The following is a 20,726-nucleotide window of genomic DNA, read 5'->3' as shown; positions in this document are numbered from 1 at the left end:
CATTTGTTCAGTACTTCCGCAGGTCCTCGATCACCTTGCCGTCGTTGGGCAGCGAGCCCGCGGCGGCGAACTTCACCTCGCCGCGCAGCTTCGTGATCTCCTTCAGCGAGGCCTCGACTGCGGTCGCGACGCCGGCATCGGCCGCGCGCTCGACCGAGAGCGTCATGCGGTCCTCGCCGCCTTCGTTCTCGACGGTGAGCCGTGCCTTGCCGAGCGCGTGGCGCTTCAGCACCTCCGCGACCTGGTGCGGATGCACGAAGAGTCCGCGCACCTTGGTCGTCTGGTCGGCGCGTCCCATCCAGCCCTTGATGCGCAGGTTGGTGCGGCCGCACGGGCTCGCACCCGCGAGCACGGCCGACAGGTCACCGGTTGCGAAGCGGATGAGCGGGTAGTCGGGGCTGAAGGACGTGACGACGACCTCGCCCACCTCGCCGTCGGGCACCGGGTCGCCCGTGCCCGGCCGCACGATCTCCACCACGATCTCCTCTTCGCAGACCAGTCCCTCGTGCGCCGGCGACTCGTACGCGACGATGCCGAGGTCCGCGGTGCCGTACGCCTGGAAGGCCGCGATGCCCCGCGCGCGCAGGAACTCCTTCACCGGCGGCAGGAACGCCTCACCCGACACGACCGCGCGCTTGATCGACGACACGTCGAGCGAGAGCTCGTCCGCCTTCTCGATGAGGATCTTCAGGAACGACGGCGTGCCCACGTAGCCCGAAGGCTGCAGGTCCGCAATCGCGCGGCACTGCAGCTCGGTCTGCCCGACGCCACCGGGAATCACCGCGCACTCGAGCTTGTGCAGCCCCGTCTCGAACATGCTCGCCGCGGGCGACAGGTGATAGGAGAAACAATTGATGGCCACGTCGCCGGCACGAAACCCCGCCGCGAAGAGCGAGCGCGCCGTGTGCCAATAGTCGACGCCGCGGCCTTCCGGATCGTAGATCGGCCCGGGTGACATGAAGATCCGCGCGAGGCCGCCCGGCTTCGTCGCATTGAGGCCGCCAAACGGACGCTCGCGTTTCTGCTGCTCGACCAGCTCCGACTTCCTCGTCACGGGAAGCTTCGCCAATGCCGCGCGACTGTTCACCGTCTTCGGATCGACCGCCGCAAAAAGCTGCTTATAGAAGGAGGTCGATGTCCTGGCGTGTTCGATCTGCGCGGGCAGCCGATCGAGAAGTTGCTTCTCTCTCAGTTCCGATGCCCGAGTTTCCAGATCATCAAAATGTTCCGCGTTCATCCGTGTTTATCCGTGTTTATCCGCGGACAACGCCTTTCGCCTTGGTCTTCTAAGCGAGCCAGCGCTTCCGGCGCCGATAGTGTTTGGTCTCGCGAAAGCTCCGTCGCGCCCCCGAAGAAATTCCGAGGTAGAACTCCTTCACATCCTCGTTCTCCGCAAGGTGGTCCGCCGTGCCTTCCATCACCACGCGCCCGTTCTCGAGGATGTAGCCGAAGTCCGCGAAGCGCAGCGCCACCATCGTGTTCTGCTCCGCCAGGAGGAAGCTCACGCGCTCCGTGGCGTTCAGGTTCTTCACGATCTCGAAGATCTCCTCGACGATCTGCGGAGCGAGCCCCATCGAGGGCTCGTCCAGCAGGATCATCGACGGCTTGCCCATCAGCGCCCGGCCGATCGCCGTCATCTGCTGCTCGCCGCCGGAGGTGAAGCCGGCCATCGAGGTGCGGCGTTGCTTGAGCCGCGGGAAGAATCCGTAGACCTTCTCCAGGTCGAGCTGGATCTCGGAGCGGGAGACCTTTCGGGTATACGCCCCCGTCAGCAGGTTCTCCTCGACCGTGAGGTGGCCAAAGCAGCGCCGCCCTTCCATCACCTGGATCACGCCCCGCTTCACGAGGTCCGAAGGGCTCATCTCGTCCACGCGCTCGCCGCGGAAGTGGATGGAGCCCTTGGTCACCTCGCCCCGCTCGCTCTTCAGCAGGTTGGAAACCGCCTTCAGCGTCGTCGTCTTGCCCGCGCCGTTGCCGCCCAGGAGGGCGACGATGCCGCCCTCCGGAACGGTGAGCGAGACGCCCTTCAGCACGAGGATCACGTGGTTGTAGATCACCTCGATGCCGTTGACGTCCAGCAGCGGTTTCGCCAGCGCGTTCAAGCTCCTACTTCTCCTTCGAGCAGTCGCGTTTCTCGAACTTCTTCTCGGCAGCGTACCTGTCGGCCGAGGCCTTGATGATCGGCGCCAGCACTTTCGAGTTCGATTCGTACCAGTCCGACGTGTAGCTCCACTGGCTGCCGTCCCACGTGTGCACACGCGCCTTGTGGACGCCGGCGTGATCCGCGCACGAGGTCTTGAGCGGCTGCATCATGCCCTCCACGCCCAGCGCCTTGATGCGCGCCGCGTCGAGGTTCAGGTGCTCCGCACCCCACTGCACTTCCTCGCCCGTGACGACGCGCTTGCCGTACTTGCCCTGCGCGGCGCGGATCGATTCGATCGTGAGCATCGCCGAGAGCATGCCGCGGTTGTAGAGGACGCTACCCACCTCGTCCTTGCTCTTCGCGGTGCCCTGCCCCTTCTCGTAGAGATACTTGGCCATGTCCTTGTGGATCGGCGCGTCCTTTTCCGCCGAGTGGCCGAGCGCGAGGCCGTTGTAGCCCTTCGCGGCCGCTTCGGCGGGCAGGACATCCGGCTCCGCAGCGGACCACCACACCCCGTACATCTGCAGGCGCGGATAGGACACCGCGATCGCCTCCTTGATGGAGGTGGAGTTCATGACACCCCAACCCCACAGGAACACGTAGTCCGGGCGCTGCTGGCGAACCTGCAGCCACGTCGCCTTCTGCTCCACGCCGGGGTGCGTGACCGGGAGCTTGATGAGCTCGAAGCCCTCGATCTTCGACAGCGCCTCGAGCACCGGGATCGGCTCCTTGCCGTACGGCGAGTCGTGGTAGACGAGCGCGATCTTCTTGCCCTTCAAGTTGCCCTTCTTCTTCACGTGCTGGACGAGAATGTCGGCCGCGTCCCAGTACGTGCCCAGCATCGGGAAGACGTACTTGAAATCGCCGCCGTCGACCGAATCGGCGCGGCCGTAGCCGGCGGTGATCAGGACGATCTTGTCCTGCGGCACCTTGTCGATCAGCGCGTAGGAGATGCCCGTGGACAACGGGCTGAAGGCCACCGGCTTCTTGCTCTTCAGGCGCTCGTAGCACTCGACGCCGCGGTCGGTCGCGTAGCCCGTTTCGCATTCCTCGTAGGCGATCTTGATCCCGTTCACGCCGCCGTCGCGCGCGTTCACGAGCTTCAAGTAGTCGACGAAGCCGTCGGCCCAGGGCACCCCGTTGGGGGCGTACGCGCCGGTACGGTAGACGAGCACGGGAACGAAGATCTCGTTCGCCGATTGCGCGGCGGAGTCCACCGCCACGCCCAACACTCCCGCCACGGCCATCGCGGCAGCGGCGACCTTCATGCGCAGTTCTGTTTTCATGTTCTCCTCCTTCGTTGTACGAGACGGACGGACATCAATGCGGAAACGGCCACAGGCGAAGCTTTTCCTTGCCGACGGCCCACAGGCGTGCGAGGCCGCGGGGCTCGGCGATGAGGAAGATCACGATCAAGGCGCCAAAGACCATGATCTCGATGTGCGAGACCATCTCCGTGGACAGCGAGACGCCGAGCGCACGCGGCAGCTGGTTCAGCACCAGCGGCAGGATCACGATGAACGCAGCGCCGAGGAACGATCCAAGGATCGACCCCAGCCCGCCGATGATGATCATGAAGAGCAGCTGGAACGACCGGTTCACGTCGAAGGCGAGCGGCTCCCAGGAGCCCAGGTACACGAACGCCCACAGCGCGCCGGCCACGCCGACGAAAAAGGAGCTCACCGCGAAGGCCGAGAGCTTGGCCGCCATCGGGCGGATGCCGATCACCTCGGCCGCGACGTCCATGTCGCGCGTGGCCATCCACGAGCGGCCGATCGCCCCGCGCGTGAGGTTCCTCGCGATGAGCGCGAAGACGCACACGAACGCGAGCACCAGCAGGTACTTCTCCTCCGGCGAATCGAACACGCGCCCGAAGATCTCGAGGGGCGGCGCCGAAACGCTCCCCGACGACGAGTCGTTGGTGAACCACTTCACGCGCGCGAACAACCAGTCGATGAAGAACTGCGCCGCGAGCGTGGCCACCGCGAGGTAGAAGCCCTTGATGCGAAGGCTGGGGAACCCGAACAGCACGCCCACCAGCGAGGAGAAAACCCCCGAGAGCAGGAACACCACGATGAGGTTCAGGTCCGGCACGCGGATGGCTAGGTTGTAGGCGGCATACGCGCCCACCGCCATGAAGGCCCCCGTGCCGAGCGATACCTGGCCGCAGTACCCGACGAGGATGTTCAAGCCGATCGCCGCGAGCGAGAGGATGAGGAACGGCACGAGGATCGCGCGGAAGAGGTACTCCGTGCCGATGAACGGCATCACGCCGAACGCGAACACGAGGAAGCCGATCACGAACACGCGGTCCTGCAGGATCGGGAAAAGCTGCTGGTCCGACGCGTAGGTCGTCTTGAACTGGCCGGCTTCGCGGTAGATCACGGCGTCACACCCTATCTATGTGCCGCTCGCCGAACAGGCCTTCGGGGCGGAACAGCAGGAAGATGAGCGCGAGGACATACGCGAACCAGTTCTCGATGCCGCCGCCCAGCGTGGGACCGAGATAGACCTCCGAGACCTTCTCGCCCAGGCCGATGATGAGGCCGCCGATGATCGCTCCGGGAATGGAGGTGAAGCCGCCGAGGATCACCACCGGCAGCGCCTTCAGCGCCACGAGCTGCAGCGAGAACTGCACGCCGAGCTTCGAGCCCCATATGATGCCGGCCACGAGGGCCACCAGGCCCGCGACGCTCCACACGATCACCCAGATGCGGTTCAACGGGATGCCGATCGACTGCGCGGCCTGGTGGTCGTCCGCCACGGCGCGAAGCGCCCGCCCGGTGCTCGTCTTCTGGAAGAAGAGCGCCAGCGCGGCGACCATCACCGCCGCCAGGATCGCGGCGATCACGTCCTCCATCGAGACGAGGATCCCGCCCTCGAACGTGCTCTCGAAGAGGATCTTCGGCTCCTTGGGCATGCCGACGTGCAGCGTGTAGATGTCGCTGCCCCAGATCGTCTGGCCGAGGCCATCGATGAAGTAGGCCACGCCCAGCGTCGCCATGAAGAGGACGATGCCCTCCTGGTTCACGAGCGGGCGCAGCACCAGCCGCTCGATTAGCCATGCGAGCGCCACCATGATCGCGATCGTCACCGCGAGCGCGAGGATGAACGGCATCTTCTCCATCAACCGCACCAGCGAGAGCGCGGCGAAGAGCACCATCGCGCCCTGGGCGAAGTTGAAGACGCCCGAGGCCTTGAAGATCAGCACCAGCCCCAGGGCGACCAGCGAATACAGCACGCCCGACATCAGCCCGCCGATGATGACCTCCAGCCAGGGCGCCAGCTTCGAGCCCATGAAGAGCAGCGGCGAGACCGCGCCGAACGCGAGCAGCACGAAGAACGCGATGGTGAGGTTGCGCGAGGTGGCCGGGCTCATCAGTGCTTCACCCCGAGGTAGGCGTCGATGACGGCCTGGCTCGACCGGACCTCGTCGGGCGTGCCGTCGGCGATCTTGCGGCCGTAGTCCAGCACCACCACGCGGTCGGAGAGATCCATCACCACGCCCATGTCGTGCTCGATCAGGACGATCGTGGTGCCGAACTCGTCGTTCACGTCGAGGATGAAGCGGCACATGTCCTGTTTCTCCTCGACGTTCATCCCGGCCATCGGCTCGTCCAGCAGCAGCACCTTCGGCTCCATGGCGAGCGCGCGCCCGAGATCCACGCGCTTCTGCAGGCCGTAGGGCAGGCGCCCGACCGGTGTCTTCCTCACGTGCTGGATCTCGAGGAAGTCGATGATGTCCTCGACCTGCTTGCGATGCGCGACCTCCTCCTTCAGCGCCGGGCCGATGCGAAGCGCCTGGAGGAAGACGTTGGACTTCATCATCAGCGTCCGACCCGCGAGGATGTTGTCCAGCACGCTCATGCCCTTGAACAGCGCCAGGCTCTGGAAAGTGCGCGCGATGCCCGAGCGCGCGGCGTGATGCGGCTCCATCGCCGTGCGCGTCTCGCCGCGGTACGTGATCGTGCCGGCCTGCGGCTGGTACACGCCGTTGATCACGTTCAGCAGCGAGCTCTTGCCGGCTCCGTTGGGGCCGATGATGGCGCGCACCTCGTGCTCGCGCACGTCGAACGAGACATCGGTGAGGGCCTTCACGCCCCCGAAGGCGAGCGACACGCCGTCCAGCCGCAGGACGACCTCGCCCACCTTGCGGGCGACCGTCTGCGGCTCGGCGTCGTGCAGGTTCATGCGGCGCGCTTCCCGGCTTCCGGCGCGAAGGTCTTCGCGTCCTGCACAAGCAGGTCGGCGCGCACGTTGCCCGTGCGGCCGTCCTCGAATCGAACCTGGGCTTCGACGGTGCAGCTTCCAGCGCCGGAGTACAGCGCCTCCACGATCACCGCGTATTTCTCGCCGATGTACCCGCGCCGGACCTTGCGCGTGCGCGTGAGCTCGCCGTCGTCGGCGTCCAGCTCCTTGTGGAGGATCACGAAGCGGTGGATCTGGCTGCCGGAGAGCGTCGGATCGGCCGCGAGGTCCGCGTTGACCTTCTCGACGCATTCGCGGATCAGCTCCGACACCTGCGGCTTCGCGGCCAGGTCGTTGTAGCCCGAGTACGGCAGCCCGCGGCGCTCGGCCCAATCGCCGACGGCCTGCATGTCGATGTTGATCATGGCCGTCGCCTCGGCCTTGCCGTCGCCGAAGGCCACCGCTTCCTTGATGTGCGGGAAGAACTTGAGCTTGTTCTCGAGGTACTTGGGCGCGAAGAGCGTGCCACCGGAGAGCTTCCCCACGTCCTTCGCGCGGTCGATGATCTTCAGCTGCCCGCCGGCGTCGAAGTAGCCCGCGTCGCCCGTGTGGTACCAGCCGTCCGCATCCTTCACCTCGCGCGTCGCTTCGGGATTCTTGTAGTACTCGACGAAGAGGCCCGGGCTCTTGAGGAGGATCTCGCCGTTCGCGGCGACGCGGACCTCCACGCCCTTCATTGGCGGCCCCACCGTGTCGGGCTTCACGGTGCCGTTGGGCTGCACGCACACCATCACCGAGGTCTCGGTCGAGCCGTAGAGCTGCTTCAGGTTCACGCCGAGCGAGCGGTAGAACACGAAGAGGTCGGGGCCGATCGCCTCGCCCGCTGTGTAGGCCACGCGCACGCGCGACATGCCGAGCGCATTGCGCAGCGGTCCGTAGACCAGCACGCCGCCCAGTGCATACAGCAAGCGATCTCCGAAACCGACGATCGAGCCGTCGAGGATCTTCGCACCGACGCGCCGCGCGAGGCCCATGAAGTACTGGAACATGCGCCGCTTCACCCAGCCGGCGTCTTCCATGCGGATGGTGACCTGCGTGAGCAGCCCCTCCAGCACGCGCGGCGGCGCGAAGTAGTACGTGGGGCCGATCTCGCGCATATCCGTGAGCACGGTCTCGGCGGATTCCGGGCAGTTGATGCGGAATCCCACGACCATCGGCTGCGCGAACGAGAACACGTTCTGGCCCACCCAGGCCATCGGCAGGTAGGCCAGCACCTCGTCGTCGTCGCGCAGGCCTTCCAGCTCGGCGTACGCACGGCTCGATGAAATCAGATTGTCGTGCGAGAGGACCACACCCTTGGGGCTGCCCGTCGTGCCGGACGTGTACAGCATGATCGCCGGATCGGACGCCTCGCCCTTCTCGATCTCCGCTGCGAAGAACGCCGGGTTCGCCTTCGCGAATTCCCGGCCGCGCTCGCGCAGGCTCTCGTAGCTCGCGAGCTCGGGCTGGTCGTAGTGCTTCAAGCCCCGCGGCTCGTCGTACCAGATGCGCTTCAGATGCGGGCACTGCGGAAGGATCTCGAAGAGCTTGTCGGCCTGCTCCTGGTCCTCGACGATCGCGAAGCCGATCTGCGCGTCCTGGAAGACGTAGGTCATCTCGCTCGACGGCGCGTCCTCGTAGAACGGGACGGGAATGGCGCCGAGCGCCTGCGCGGCGGAGAGCGCCCAGTACAGGCGCGGCCGGTTGGCGCCGATGACCGCGAGATGCTGCCCGCGCGTGAGCCCGGCCTGGGCCAATCCGCATGCGAGCCACTCGACCTCGTCGCGAACCTCGGCCCAGCTCCACGACTGCCAGATGCCGAGGTCCTTCTCGCGGATGGCAGGCTTGTCACCCCGCTCGCGCGCATGGCGCAGCAGGAGGCGGGGAAAGGTTCGCTCCACGCCGATCGCCGTCATCAGGTGCCGCTCCTCCAGGGGGTTGCGACGCACAGCTCGTACCGGTCTTGCGCCGGCGAATGCATCTTACTTTACCGGGGTAGCCCCGCGAGGAATGTCTTTTGCCCGACAATCACGGCGTGGAGACCCTGAATGAACTGCTGAGCGCCTCGTTGTGGGCGCGATCCCTGACGCCGGCGCAGCTGGAGCGCGTCGAGGCGGAGACGCAGGTCCGCGAGTTCGCGGCGGGTGCGTTCGTCTGTCGAAAGGGAGAGCCCGTCGAGCAGTGGATCGGCGTTGTCGATGGCCTCGTGAAGATGACGAGCGTCGGGCCCAGCGGAAAGACCACGACCTTCACCGGCGTCACGAGCGGCGGCTGGTTCGGCGAGGGCTCGCTGCTGAAGGACCGGACGCGCAAGTACGACATCGAGACGCTGCGCGCGAGCCGCATCGCGCTGATGCCGCGCGCCACGTTCACGTGGCTCCTCGATACCGACCTCGGCTTCAACCGCTTCCTGCTCATGCAGCTGAACGAGCGGCTCGGGCAGTTCATCTCGGTGGTGGAGCAGGATCGCCTGCTCGAGCCCGACGCGCGGGTCGCCCGTTCGCTCGCGGGACTCTTCAATCCCCTGCTCTATCCGGACCAGGCGGCCGACATCCAGATCTCGCAGGAGGAGATCGGGTACCTGTCGGGGGTTTCGCGCCAGCGCGTGAACCAGGCGCTGCAGGTGCTGGAGAAGGCGGGCCTGGTGCGGCCCGCCTACGGGGGAATCTCGATCGTGGATCTCGAGGGGCTGCGGCGCTTCGGGGAGTGAAGCGCCGAGCCGATCAGAACGCCCAGGCGCCGTAGATGACCGGGCCGTCGAAGCGGTAGTCGAACTTGCCCTTCACGTTGTCCTTCTCGGAATCGAGCTCGTACTTGTAGTACACGTAGCCCGCGCCGACGTAGAAGTTCGGGTGGAACGCCCACTCGATGCCGCCCGAGGCATTGACGAGACTGCCGTCGTAGTCGCCGACCTTGAGCTTCAGGAACTGGATGAAGCCGGCGAGGCGAAGGTTGTCCGCGAACCTCCAGCCGCCGCGAAGGCCGATCGTGGGCAGCGGGAAATCGACCGCCGCGGATTCGTTGACCGAGCCCGCCTGGCCGTTCAGGCCCACCTTCAGGTTCGTGTAGTGCGCTCCGAGGAGCACGGCGAGCTCGTTGCCCGAGTCGTTGATGAACGAATAGCGATAGGCCAGGCGCCACACTTCCGATTCGAATTGCGAGTCCACCTGGGTGTTGACCGGATAGACCGTGTCGCGGAAGACGATCTCGCCGTTGATCGTGCGGGTGCCGCTGCGGTCGAGCTTCACGTACGAGCCTTCGAGGCCATGGTGCTGCGACGCCCGCCAGATGAAATCGATCTGCGGCAGGGTCTTCGTGCGGTCCACGCCGAGGTCGCTTTCCAGCGAGAACGAAGTTCCGGGCCGCCCGGTGTTCGAGTCGATGCGGACCGTGGTATTGGCGTCGGCGCGGAAAGCGCTCACCTGGAACGCAAAGGTCGCATCCCAAGGGCCCGCCGCGAGCGCGACCGGACTGGCCGCGAGAAGGATTGCTGTCGTCACCACGCGCTTCATCGTCTGACTCCCCAAAGTTGGACTCCGCAAGATGCTAAATGTAGCAGGCTGGCGTGACACTAGCACCAAAGGCCAACTGTCTCCTGAAGCAGACGCTCAGGTCATTCCGTATTTCACGAGGAGGTCCTGGACGCCCAGGATCTCCACCGTCGTGGTCCCCGCGAGGATGCGCTTGCGCACGGCCTCCTCCTTCGCCTCGCGCGCCTGCGCGGCCGCGAGCACCTCGGCCACTTCGCGCTGGTCGATCACCACCAGGCCGTCGCCGTCGCCCACGATGATGTCGCCCGGATTCACGAGCACGCCGCCGAAGACGAGCGGAATGCCCGCGGCGCCCGGCTGGTACTTGTTCGTGCCCTTGATGCAGGCTCCGCGCGAGAAGACCGGAAAGCCCATCTCGACGATCGAGGTCGAGTCGCGCACCGTGCCGTCGATCGCGAGGCCGGCGATCCCGCGGGTCTTGGCCGCGAGCGTCATCACGTCGCCCCACGGCCCCGACTGCGAGAAGCCCTCGTAGTCCACCACGAGCACGTCGCCGGGTTGCGCCTTCACCAGCGCGTAGTGCAGCGCCAGGTTGTCGCCGGGCTTGCACTTCACGGTGAACGCCGGGCCCGCGACGCGCATGGCCGGCGACAGCGGCTTGATGGCCGGGTCGACCGCACCGCGCTGGGCCTGCGATTCGTGGATGGTCGCGGCACCGCAGCGCTTGAGCGCCTCGAGGGTCGCTGCGTCGGGTCGAGTGGTCATCGTGTTCCTCCGTTGTTGTATCGTACCCGCCCATGATCATCGACTGCCACGGCCACTACACGACGTTTCCGAAAAGCCTTCAAGACTTTCGCGACGCGCAGATGGCCGCCGCGCTCGACCGCTCGCTCCCGGAACCGAAGGACCCGGTGATCTCCGACGAAGAGCTGCGCGAGACGGTGGGCAACTCGCAGCTGAAGCGCATGCGCGAGCGCGGCATCGACTTCACGCTCTTCTCGCCGCGGGCCGCGGGGATGGGCCACCACGCGGGGAACGAAGCGACGAGCCTTCGCTGGGCGCGGATCAGCAACGATCTGATCCACCGCATCAGCAAGATCTTTCCGGAGAGCTTCGCCGGCGTGTGCCAGCTGCCGCAGTCTCCGGGCGTGGCCCCGGCGCGCTCGATCCCGGAGCTGGAGCGCTGCGTGGGCGAGCTCGGCTTCGTCGGCTGCAACCTGAATCCCGACGCTTCCGGCGGCTACTGGAAGGACCAGCCGCTCACCGACCGCGCGTGGTATCCCCTGTACGAGAAGCTGGTCGAGCTCGAGGTGCCGGCGATGGTGCACGTGAGCGCCTCGTGCAATCCCAACTTCCACACCTCGGGGGCGCACTACTTGAACGGCGACACGACCGCCTTTATGCAGTTCCTGCTGTCGGACCTGTTCCGCGATTTCCCGACGCTTCGTTTCATCCTTCCGCATGGCGGCGGTGCGGTGCCGTTCCACTGGGGACGCTTCCGCGGGCTCGGCCTCGACAACGGCCGCGTGCTCGAGGAGCGCCTGCTGGGCAACGTGTTCTTCGATACCTGCGTCTACGACCCGGCGGGCATCGACTACCTCACGCGCACCGTGCCGGTGGACAACATCCTCTTCGCCTCGGAAACGTTCGGCGCCGTGACGGCGACCGATCCGCGCACGGGGTACGCGTTCGACGATACCAAGCGCCACATCGAAGCCGCCGCGCATCTCGACGATGTGGCTCGCGCGAAGATCTACTCCGGCAATGCGCTGCGCGTGTATCCACGCCTTGGTCGGTTGCTCGCTGCGCGTTGAGGCTTGTCAAGGTGAAAGGCGTCCTCCGCAGATAAACACGGATCAACGCAGATAAAGTCAAAAGCTTGCAGGGAAAAAATCAACGGCTTTCATCGGCGTTTATCCGTGTTTATCTGCGGAGGACGCCTTTCGCCTTAGTCAAAACAGCCATCAGGCGGAATCCGCGCCAGCGGCCTCCCGCATGAGCCAATCCTCGAAAGCCGTCACGCGAGGAGCCTTCGGGCGATCGGCGGCGTAGGCGAGGTAGTACGCGCCCTGCGTCGGCACGCGAAGCGCGATCGGCTCGATCAACCGCCCCGACGCAAGATCGTCCTCGACCAGCACGCGCTGCGCGATCATCACGCCCAGCTCGTCCACGGCCGCCTGGTAGGCGAGCGCCGCGTTGTCGAACTTGAGGCCGCTGTTGCCGTCGATGCCCTTCACCTTCGCCGCCTCGAGCCACGCAGGCCAGTCGCGCGGCCGGTTGATCGAGCAGAGCAGCGCGTGGTGGCGGAGATCTCCCGCCGCCTTCAGCGGCCGCGCGCGCGTCGGCAGCCGCGGGCTGCACACCGGCGTCAGCAGCTCGCCGAACAAGCGGCGGTATCCACTCGTGGGCGGCGTGTAGTCGGAGTGGATGCCGACGTCCACGTCCTCGCGGTCGAAGTCGGCGCGATCGTGCGAGGTGATGATCTGCACGTCGATATCCGGGAACTGCGCATGGAAGCGCGCGAGCCGCGGAACCAGCCAGCGAATGGCGAACGTGGGAGGCAGCTTCAGGCGCAACAGGTTGGCGCCGCCCTGCTCCTGGAGCTGGCGCGTGCCGAACTCGACCTGGTCGAACGCTCCCTTGAGGATCCGGAAGTACGTCGCCCCCTTTGCCGTGAGCTCGATGCCGCGCTGCGTGCGCCGGAAGAGCTTGGCGCCCAGCCATTTCTCGAGGCCCGCGACGTGGCGGCTCACTGCCCCCTGCGTGACGAAGAGCTCCTGGGCGGCGCGCGTGAAGCTCGCGTTGCGGGCGGCGGATTCGAACGCGCGCAGCGCATTCAGCGGCGGGAGCTTGCGGTGCATGGCCCCATGATATGACCAAAAGGCATGGCCGGCATGAGCTAATTGTTGTTCCGAATCAGGGATCTGCCGGTAGCATCGCAAAACAGGCCGACGACGAGCGGTCCCCGCAGCCGAACCCTCTGGAGGAGGAATCCCGATGACCCGTAGCCTTTGGCTGGCCGCGCTCGCGTGGGTGTTCGCCGGACTTGCGCACGCACAGACCTATCCCCACCAGCCCATCAAGCTCATCGTGCCGTGGCCCCCGGGCGGCGGCGTGGACACGTCGGCTCGCCTGACGTCGCAACCGCTCGGCGCGCGCCTGGGCCAGGCGATCGTGATCGAGAACAAGCCCGGTGCGGGTGGCAACATCGGCACCGAAGGCTTCATCCGTTCCGCACCCGACGGGTACACGCTCCTCATGGCCTCGGTGAGCCCCAACGCCATCAATCCGAACATCTACCAGACGAAGCTCGGCTTCGATCCGATCAAGGACTTCACGCCCATCGTCCTCGTGGCCTCGGTGCCCAACGTCCTCGTGGTGCCGGGCAACTCGCCTTACAACACCGTGGCCGACCTCCTCAAGGCCGCGCGGGAAAAGCCGGGCAAGCTGAACTACGGCTCGGCCGGCGTGGGCTCGTCGCAGCACCTGGCCGCGGAGCTCTTCAAGAGCCTGGCCGGCGGCCTCGACATCGTGCATGTCCCGTACAAGGGCACCTCCGCCGCGGAGGCCGACCTGGTCGCGGGCCACATCGACCTCGTGCTGGACACGACGACGTGCCTGCCCTTCATCGCCGCCGGAAAGATGAAGGCGCTCGCCGTCGCCTCGAAGCAACGCAATCCCGCGCTGCCCAACGTTCCTACGTTCGACGAGGCCGGCATCCCCGGCGTGTACTCGGGCGCGTGGTACGGCTACATGGGGCCGGCCAACATGCCGCGCGACATCGTGATGAAGCTCAACACCGAGCTGAACGCCGTCCTCAAGACCGACGACATGAAGAAGCGCATGGTGGAGTTCGGAGCCGAGATCGGCGGCGGCACGCCCGAGGAGTTCGGAGCGTTCGTGGCCTCGGAGATCAAGCGCTACGGGCCGATCGTGAAGACGGCCGGCGTGAAGATCGAGTAGGCGGGCGAGATTCCGACCCTCTTCGACAAGATCTGGAACGCGCACCGCATCCTCGAGCGCGAGGATGGTGCCGCGCTGCTGTCGGTCGACAGCCACCTGCTGCAGGACGGCTCGGCGCCGGCCTTCGAGATGCTTCGCCAGCGCGGGCTCGTTCCGCGCGCCCCCGAGCGCAGCTTCGCCACGCCCGACCACTACGTGCCCACCGACAGCCGCGACCTGGCCACGATGGCCGATCCGGAGAAACGGGCGATGGCCGAGGCGCTGCAATCCGATGCGCGTTCGGCCGGGATCACGCTGTTCCCGCTGGGCGACGTTCGCCAGGGCATCGTGCATGTGGTGGCGCCCGAGCAAGGCCTTTCCCGCCCCGGGATGCTGATCGTGTGCGGCGACAGCCACACGTCGACGCATGGCGCGTTGGGTGCGCTCGCCTTCGGCATCGGCGCGACCGAGGTCGCGCACGTGCTCGCCACGCAATCGATCTGGCAGCGCCGCCCGCGCACGTTGCGCGTGAACGTGGAAGGCACGCTGCCGCCGGCCGTGTCCGCCAAGGACATCATCCTCGCGGTGATCGCGCGCATCGGAGCGGCCGGCGCGGTCGGCCACGTGATCGAGTACGCCGGGAGCGCCATCCGCTCGCTTTCGATGGAAGGCCGGCTCACGGTCTGCAACATGTCGATCGAAGCGGGTGCGCGTGCGGGCCTCATCGCGCCCGACGACACGACGTTCAGCTATCTCGCGGGGCGTCCGCACGTGCCTCGCGGTGCCGAGTGGGACAAGGCCATGGCTGGCTGGCGCTCGCTCGCCACGGACCCGGACGCCGCGTTCGATCGTGACGTGACGCTCGACGCGGGATCGCTCGCCCCGATGGTCACGTGGGGCACGAGCCCCGAGGATGCGCTGCCGATCACGGGCCGCGTGCCCGACCCCGCGTCCGCGGGCGACACCGCGCGGCGAGACGCGATGCGCAGGGCCCTCGACTACATGGGCCTCACGCCCGGCACGGCGCTCACCGACGTCGCGGTCGATCGCGTGTTCATCGGCTCGTGCACCAACGGACGGATCGAAGACCTTCGCGCCGCCGCGGCCGTGGTGTCTGGCCGCAAGGTCGATCCGCGCGTGAAGGCCTGGGTCGTCCCGGGGTCGGGCCTCGTGAAGCGCGAGGCCGAGGCCGCGGGCCTGGACCGCATCTTCCTCGAGGCGGGCTTCGAATGGCGCCATCCGGGCTGCTCGATGTGCCTGGGCACCAACGGCGACCAGGTGGCGCCGGGCCAGCGGTGCGCGTCGACCTCGAACCGCAACTTCGTCGGCCGCCAGGGACCGGGCGCGCGCACGCACCTGATGAGCCCGGCGATGGCCGCCGCGGCGGCGTTGCGTGGACATCTCTCCGACGTGCGGGAGCTGCTGCGATGAAGCGCGAGCCGATCGGCATCGTCGAGTCGCCGGCGCTTCCCGTGCCGCGCCCCAACGTGGATACCGACCAGATCCTGCCCGCGCGCTACCTGCAGAAGCCGCGCGGCGCCCCTTTCGGCGACTTCCTGTTCCGCGACGTGCGCGATGCGATCCCGCTCGACGATCCCGTGTATCGCGGAGCGCGCATCGTGGTCGGCAGCGCCAACTTCGGCTGCGGCTCGTCGCGCGAGCATGCCGTGTGGGCGTTGTACGACCACGGCTTTCGCGTCGCGATCGCCCCCTCCTTCGGCGACATCTTCCGAAGCAACGCGATCAAGAACGGCCTGCTCCCCGTCCTGCTGCCCGAGGCTGCGGTGGCGTCGATGCTGCAACGCCTCGAGGCCGGGCCCGGGACGCGAGTCCGCGTGGACCTCGCACGCCAGCGGGTGACCGCACCGGACGGCACGGAACACGCCTTCGAGATCGACGCGTTCTCGAAGCGCTGCCTGCTCGAGGGCCTGGACGAGCTCGCCTACACGCTCACGCTGCTGCCCGACATCGAACGCTTCGAACGAACGAAAGCCACTCCCGCATGAAGATCGCAGTGCTCGCCGGCGACGGCATCGGAAGGGAAGTCACCGCGGAGGCGGTCAAGGTGCTGCGCGCCGCGGTCGGCCGGACGCGGCCCATGGAGCTCGTGGAGGCGCCGATCGGGCAGGCCGGCGTGGACCTCGCGGGCGATCCGCTGCCGCCGGCAACCCTCCAGGCCGCTCGCGACGCCGATGCGATCCTCTTCGGATCCGTCGGCATTCCCGGCGACGAGGCGATTCCCTACGGGATGCGTCCGGGTGCGAGCCTGCTGCGCCTGCGCAAGGACCTCGACCTGTTCGCGAACTTCCGCCCCGCGTTCCTGTTCCCGGAGCTCGTGGCCGCCTCGACGCTGAAGCGCGAGGTCGTCGAAGGCCTGGACCTCATGATCCTGCGCGAGCTGACCGGCGACCTCTACTTCGGCGAGCCGCGGGGCATCGCGCCCAACGCGGCCGGAGCGATGGAGGGCTTCAACACGATGCGCTACAGCGAGCCGGAGATCGAGCGCATCGCCCACGTCGCGTTCCGGGCCGCTCGGGGCCGCCGCTCGAAGGTCTGCTCGGTGGACAAGGCGAACGTGCTGGAGACGATGCAGCTCTGGCGCACGGTGGTCACCCGCGTCGGGCGCGAATATCCGGACGTGGAGCTGCGCCACCTGTTCGTGGACGCGGCGGTGATGCTGCTGATGAAGGAGCCGAAGTCCTTCGACGTGATGGTGATGGGCAATGTCTTCGGCGACATCCTCTCGGATGCGGCGGCGATGCTCACCGGCTCCATCGGCATGCTTCCGTCCGCATCGCTCGGCGCGGGACGCAAGGGTCTGTACGAGCCGGTGCACGGCAGCGCTCCGGACATCGCCGGACGCGACATCGCGAATCCGCTGGCCGCGATCCTCTCCGCGGCGATGATGCTGCGCCACTCCTTCGACGACGAAGCGACTGCTGCGCGCATCCACGGCGCGGTGGGCCGCGTGCTTCGCGAGGGCTTGCGAACCGCGGACATCCACGGCCCGGGAACGACGCAGGTCGGCACGCGCACGATGGGCGACGCCGTGGTGGAAGCGCTGAAGACCTAGAACGCGAGCGAGACCGAGACGCGCGCGGCGCGGCGCTCCACCGGATGGAAGTGGACGTCGTCCACGCCGGCGGCGGGCTCCCCCGGCAGGCGCGACGCGTAGAAGTACGCGATGTCGTCATCCTTCCGGTCGAACAGGTTGAAGACGTCCAGGTGCACGTGCATGGCCTTCGAGACGACATACCCCAGGCGCGCATTCACCATCGACGTCGAGCGTGACGTGACGCTGCCGTCCTCGACCAGCGGCCGCGGGCCGAAATAGCGCCAGCGCAGCGCCGCCGACACGCCGCTCGGATGATCCAGCGCGATGCCCGCGGCGGCGACCGTTTCCGGCGCACCCGGGATGAGGTTGCCTCCCTCGCCCCCGTCGAAGCGCGCCTTCGTCCGCGCGTAGGCGAGATCCATCGCGATCCACGGCAGCGGCAGGTACTGCACCAGCAGCTCCACGCCCTTCCGCTTCGAAGGCCGGCTGGGCTCGGTCGTGCCCGCGTCGCCCACGAAGAGCAGCTCCGAATCCTGGCGCAGCGCCCAGAGCGACATCGACGCGGTGAGGCCCTGCGCGAGCTTGCTGCGCGCGCCCAGCTCATGCCCGCGCGTTCGCACCAGCGGGTCCACGGGTTCGGCCGCTTCGCCCGTCTTCGGATCGACGCGCGTCGTCGTGCCGCGGGCATCGTTGCTGTGGAACCCGCTGCCGCCATTCACGAAGAGCTCTGTGTCCGCCCACGGCCCGAGCACGACGGAGAGCTTGGGCGATACGATCGAGTCGCTGCGATCGCCGCTGTTCTGGCGAAGGTCGCTCGAGACCTTGAAGCGGTACGCGTCGTAGCGCAGCGCCGCGAGCGTCCGCAGCCACGGCGTCCACAGCAGTGTGTTCGAGACGAAGGGCGCGGCGCTTTGCACGGTCACCTGGTCCTCGCGCGTCGTGGCGAGGCGCTCACGTCCTTCGCTGGCGTAGAGGCCTACGGGCTCGAGGCGGTCGTGGCGTACCTGCAGGCCAACCGTGTTCCAGTACGGCCGCGCACTCCACACGCCCGTCCATGTGCGGCTCCCCTGCCCGCCCAGCGTCGTGCGGCGCTCGGCCTGCTCGAACTGGTCGCCGCGATCCGGGTCGTCGAGGAAGTAGGTGAAGTTGGAGAAGAGATTCAGGCGTGAGCGGATCGCATACGCCGCGAACGTGGTCGTCGTGGTGTCGGTCGCGGCGCGCCATTCACCCGAAAGGCTGTATCGCTGCGCCTTTCCGCCGTCGGTGGGATCGACGTACCCGTAGCGTCCGACCGTACCCGCGTCCACCGCGCGCTGCGGGATCTGGTCGGTCGAATCCCACTTCGCGGAGTAGCCCATCGCCGTCACGTTGAAGCCGTTGTCGGCCGTGCCGCTCGCGTAGCGCAGCACCGCGTTCGCCTTTCGATAGTTCGCGGGCAAGTCCCACGAGCCGTCGTTGTGCTGGTACTCCACGCCGTAGACGAGATGGCCTGGTCCCAGCGCCGGCGATCCGGTGACGACCGCGCGCTGGAAATCGAAGGAGCCCGCGGTCAGCGTCGCGGAGTCCTCGCGCAGTTGCTCCGCGTACGAGATCCGGGCCGTGCCGACGGACGAGAAGTCGCCGTCCTCCGCGAAGTACGGACCCTTCGTGTACACCACGCGCTCGATCAACTCGGGGATGAGGAAGTTGAGGTCCGTGTAGCCCTGTCCATGCGCGTGCGTCGGCATGTTGACCGGCATGCCCGCGACCCAGGTCGCGAAGTCGGTGCCGTGGTCGAGGTTGTAGCCGCGGAGGAAATACTGGTTCGCCTTGCCGTCGCCCGAGTGCTGCGTGACGACCATCCCCGGCACGGCCTCCAGCACTTCGCCGGGGCGCAACAGCGGTCGCTTCTCGATCCCCTGGCGCGTGACGGCGCCCTGGCTCGCCGCATCCCAGGCGCCGATGTCGTCGGCGTAGCGGCCGAGAACCTCGATGCCCGGCATGGGCGTGGGATCGTGCGCGTGCGAAGCGGCCGATGCGGCGAGCAACGCCGCGCCGAGCCGGGCCCTCACGCCTTCGAGGTCGCGCGCACCGCGCCGCCTTCGACGTGCACCGCACCGGCGCGCACCAGGTCGGCGAGCAGCCAGTCGGCGAAGGCCTGCGGTTCGAGGCCGAGGAAGCGCTCGTTCATCTGGCGGTGGCATTCGACACGGGCGAGGTAGCCTGGCACCTCGTCCACCGCCATCGTTCCGCGATCGAGCAGCGAGAACACGAACATCACCTTCACGACGTGGCGCGCGTTCTTGCGCGGATCCTGCGAGAAGGCCTCGAGCTTCGAGCGCACCGTCTCGATCGCACCCCGCGCCCCGGCGAACACCGCGCCGTGCCCCGGGATCACGACGGCGGGATCGAGCGCCTCGATCGCCGAGAGCGTTTCGAACGCCGCCTCGATGTACGGATTGGTGCCGCCCTCCTCCGGCCACACGAACCCCATCGCGTTCTCCCACAGCGCGTCGCCGGAGATGAGGATGCGGTGGCGCGGCTCGAAGAACATCAGCGCGTCCATGTCGTGGCCGGGCGCGGCGTGCGCCTCCCATTCGAGGCCACCCCCTTCGAAGGTGTCGCCCGCGGCAATGGTCTCGTCGTGGAAGAACGGATCGGCGCGCTGGTCGAACTGCGCCATCCACGCGCTCTGCGGCGTCCACGGGACGATGTGCTTCACCTCGCCCTCGGGAACAGTGATGGAGCAGCCGTAGACATGGGCCACGGCCGCGTTGCCGCCCATGTGGTCGGAATGGCAGTGCGTGTTGATCAAGCGCTCGAGCGGCGCTCCGTCGAGGCCCACGGGTCCGGCCAGCAACGCCAAGGTCTCCTCGCGATGCGTGCAGTAGCCCGAATCGATGAGCACGTTCGCGCCCGCTTCGAAAAGCAGGACCTGGTTGCAGTTGAGCCAGCCGCGCTCGAGGGCGCGGACGGTAGGAGGAAGGAGCGTGGACATATAATTCGGCTCCCGCATTCTAGCGTGCCCGTCCTTGGCTTCCTCGCTGCTCGCAGGCCTCCACGTCGTCACGATGGCGCTGAACCTCCCCGGCCCGGCGGCGTGCTCGCGCCTGCGCGACCTCGGGGCCTCGGTCGTGAAGGTGGAACCGCCGCGGGGCGATCCGATGGAGCTGTATTGCCCCGCCTGGTACGCACGCCTGCACGACGACATCGCGGTGCGGAAGCTCGACCTCAAGGAAGAGGCCGATCGCCGCGCGATGGACGAGCTGTTGCTGCGCGCCGATCTCTTCGTGACGGCACAGCGCCCATCGGCGCTCGCCCGCCTGGGTCTCGGGGCCGGAGCGCTCGCCGAACGCTTCCCGAAGCTCTGCCACGTGGCCATCACGGGGCACCCGCCACCCGACGAAGAAGTGCCGGGCCACGATCTCACCTACCTCGCGCAGGCCGGCCTCCTCACGCCGCCGACCCTGCCCGCCACGCTGTATGCGGACATGGCCGGCGCCGAGCGCGCCGTCTCCACCGCGCTGGCGCTCATCATCGCGCGCGACCGGCGGCGCCCGTCGCAGGCCGCGTATGTGCCGCTTTCCGACGCTGCCAACTGGCTCGCATTGCCGCGCGACTACGGGCTCACGACGCCCGGGGCGATGGTCGGCGGTGCGCTCGCGGGCTACAACATCTACGCCGCGAAGCGCGGCTGGGTCGCCGTCGCCGCACTCGAACCCCACTTCGCCGCCGCGCTCGCCGAGGCGTTCGGGTTCGAGCGCCTCACCATCGACCGCGCCGCGACGGTCTTCGCCACCGAGGACGCCGATCATTGGGAAGCGTGGGCCCGGCCCCGCGACCTGCCGATCGTGGCGCTTCGCACCGCTTCCCTTCCCGAAAGCTGACC

The 20,726-nt window shown here is 67.5% G+C and carries 19 protein-coding genes; 7 read left to right on the top strand and 12 right to left on the bottom strand.

The window, feature by feature from the left end; translation table 11 throughout:
* Positions 1-7: 7 nt before the first annotated feature.
* The 7 genes from DSM104443_RS09850 to DSM104443_RS09820 form a co-directional block, all read right to left on the bottom strand.
* Entirely contained in the window at positions 8-1,054 is a 1,047-nt protein-coding gene (locus DSM104443_RS09850; RefSeq protein WP_212757080.1) for a phenylacetate--CoA ligase family protein, read from the bottom strand.
* Between the two features lie 232 nt (positions 1,055-1,286).
* Positions 1,287-2,102 (bottom strand): ABC transporter ATP-binding protein, encoded by an 816-nt coding sequence (locus tag DSM104443_RS09845; protein ID WP_343034678.1) that lies wholly within the window; start codon positions 2,100-2,102, stop codon positions 1,287-1,289.
* Positions 2,103-2,106: 4 nt separating this feature from the next.
* A complete protein-coding gene (locus DSM104443_RS09840) occupies positions 2,107-3,429 on the bottom strand; it encodes an ABC transporter substrate-binding protein (protein WP_212757078.1) in 1,323 nt (440 codons plus the stop codon).
* Between the two features lie 34 nt (positions 3,430-3,463).
* Positions 3,464-4,528, bottom strand: coding sequence for a branched-chain amino acid ABC transporter permease (locus tag DSM104443_RS09835; RefSeq protein ID WP_171091739.1), 1,065 nt, complete (start codon positions 4,526-4,528; stop codon positions 3,464-3,466).
* Positions 4,529-4,532: 4 nt separating this feature from the next.
* On the bottom strand, positions 4,533-5,441 hold the full coding sequence (locus DSM104443_RS09830) for a branched-chain amino acid ABC transporter permease (RefSeq protein WP_425509630.1): 909 nt from the start codon (positions 5,439-5,441) through the stop codon (positions 4,533-4,535).
* Positions 5,442-5,521: 80 nt separating this feature from the next.
* Positions 5,522-6,334, bottom strand: a complete 813-nt coding sequence (locus DSM104443_RS09825) for an ABC transporter ATP-binding protein (protein WP_171091737.1) — start codon at positions 6,332-6,334, stop codon at positions 5,522-5,524.
* Positions 6,331-8,286: an AMP-dependent synthetase/ligase gene (locus DSM104443_RS09820; RefSeq protein ID WP_171091735.1), complete on the bottom strand. Its 1,956-nt coding sequence runs from the start codon at positions 8,284-8,286 to the stop codon at positions 6,331-6,333. Before DSM104443_RS09820 ends, DSM104443_RS09825 begins: the two co-directional genes overlap by 4 nt.
* A 119-nt stretch (positions 8,287-8,405) precedes the next feature.
* Between DSM104443_RS09820 and DSM104443_RS09815 the strand changes: the two genes are divergently transcribed.
* Complete coding sequence (locus DSM104443_RS09815; RefSeq protein WP_171091732.1) at positions 8,406-9,080, top strand: Crp/Fnr family transcriptional regulator; 675 nt, start codon at positions 8,406-8,408, stop codon at positions 9,078-9,080.
* Between the two features lie 13 nt (positions 9,081-9,093).
* Here DSM104443_RS09815 and DSM104443_RS09810 read toward each other — a convergent pair whose 3' ends face one another.
* Both DSM104443_RS09810 and DSM104443_RS09805 read right to left on the bottom strand, forming a co-directional pair.
* Complete coding sequence (locus DSM104443_RS09810) at positions 9,094-9,882, bottom strand: outer membrane protein (RefSeq protein ID WP_171091729.1); 789 nt, start codon at positions 9,880-9,882, stop codon at positions 9,094-9,096.
* Between the two features lie 96 nt (positions 9,883-9,978).
* Positions 9,979-10,626, bottom strand: coding sequence for a 4-carboxy-4-hydroxy-2-oxoadipate aldolase/oxaloacetate decarboxylase (locus DSM104443_RS09805; protein ID WP_171091727.1), 648 nt, complete (start codon positions 10,624-10,626; stop codon positions 9,979-9,981).
* A 32-nt stretch (positions 10,627-10,658) separates the two neighbouring features.
* Here DSM104443_RS09805 and DSM104443_RS09800 point away from each other — a divergent pair, with 32 nt between their 5' ends.
* On the top strand, positions 10,659-11,675 hold the full coding sequence (locus tag DSM104443_RS09800) for an amidohydrolase family protein (RefSeq protein ID WP_171091725.1): 1,017 nt from the start codon (positions 10,659-10,661) through the stop codon (positions 11,673-11,675).
* Between the two features lie 150 nt (positions 11,676-11,825).
* Here DSM104443_RS09800 and gcvA read toward each other — a convergent pair whose 3' ends face one another.
* On the bottom strand, positions 11,826-12,722 hold the full coding sequence (gene gcvA, locus DSM104443_RS09795; protein WP_171091723.1) for a transcriptional regulator GcvA: 897 nt from the start codon (positions 12,720-12,722) through the stop codon (positions 11,826-11,828).
* Positions 12,723-12,858: 136 nt separating this feature from the next.
* Here gcvA and DSM104443_RS21780 point away from each other — a divergent pair, with 136 nt between their 5' ends.
* The 4 genes from DSM104443_RS21780 to leuB are packed head-to-tail and all read left to right on the top strand — an operon-like array spanning position 12,859 to position 16,876.
* Positions 12,859-13,824 (top strand): Bug family tripartite tricarboxylate transporter substrate binding protein, encoded by a 966-nt coding sequence (locus tag DSM104443_RS21780; RefSeq protein WP_212757076.1) that lies wholly within the window; start codon positions 12,859-12,861, stop codon positions 13,822-13,824.
* A gap of 9 nt (positions 13,825-13,833) precedes the next feature.
* Positions 13,834-15,234, top strand: a complete 1,401-nt coding sequence (gene leuC / locus DSM104443_RS21775; protein ID WP_212757164.1) for a 3-isopropylmalate dehydratase large subunit — start codon at positions 13,834-13,836, stop codon at positions 15,232-15,234.
* The gene (gene leuD, locus DSM104443_RS09785; protein ID WP_171091721.1) at positions 15,231-15,809 is read left to right on the top strand and encodes a 3-isopropylmalate dehydratase small subunit; all 579 of its coding nucleotides are present in this window, start codon (positions 15,231-15,233) and stop codon (positions 15,807-15,809) included. The genes leuC and leuD overlap by 4 nt, the downstream gene beginning before the upstream one ends.
* Positions 15,806-16,876, top strand: a complete 1,071-nt coding sequence (gene leuB / locus DSM104443_RS09780) for a 3-isopropylmalate dehydrogenase (protein ID WP_171091719.1) — start codon at positions 15,806-15,808, stop codon at positions 16,874-16,876. The genes leuD and leuB overlap by 4 nt, the downstream gene beginning before the upstream one ends.
* Here the strand turns inward: leuB and DSM104443_RS09775 are convergent.
* Positions 16,873-18,909 carry a TonB-dependent receptor gene (locus tag DSM104443_RS09775; RefSeq protein WP_246232799.1) on the bottom strand — a complete coding sequence of 679 codons (2,037 nt, stop codon included), beginning with the start codon at positions 18,907-18,909 and terminating at the stop codon, positions 16,873-16,875. The genes leuB and DSM104443_RS09775 overlap by 4 nt on opposite strands.
* Entirely contained in the window at positions 18,906-19,835 is a 930-nt protein-coding gene (locus DSM104443_RS09770; RefSeq protein WP_171091717.1) for an MBL fold metallo-hydrolase, read from the bottom strand. The genes DSM104443_RS09775 and DSM104443_RS09770 overlap by 4 nt, the downstream gene beginning before the upstream one ends.
* Positions 19,836-19,869: 34 nt before the next feature.
* Between DSM104443_RS09770 and DSM104443_RS09765 the strand changes: the two genes are divergently transcribed.
* Positions 19,870-20,724 (top strand): CoA transferase, encoded by an 855-nt coding sequence (locus tag DSM104443_RS09765; protein WP_212757074.1) that lies wholly within the window; start codon positions 19,870-19,872, stop codon positions 20,722-20,724.
* Positions 20,725-20,726: the final 2 nt, after the last annotated feature.

Origin of the sequence: Usitatibacter rugosus (assembly GCF_013003965.1) — a bacterium.
GTDB lineage: Bacteria > Pseudomonadota > Gammaproteobacteria > Burkholderiales > Usitatibacteraceae > Usitatibacter > Usitatibacter rugosus.
The sequence above is the reverse complement of the archived record's forward strand: the minus strand, read 5'-3'. Positions and strand labels throughout refer to the sequence as shown.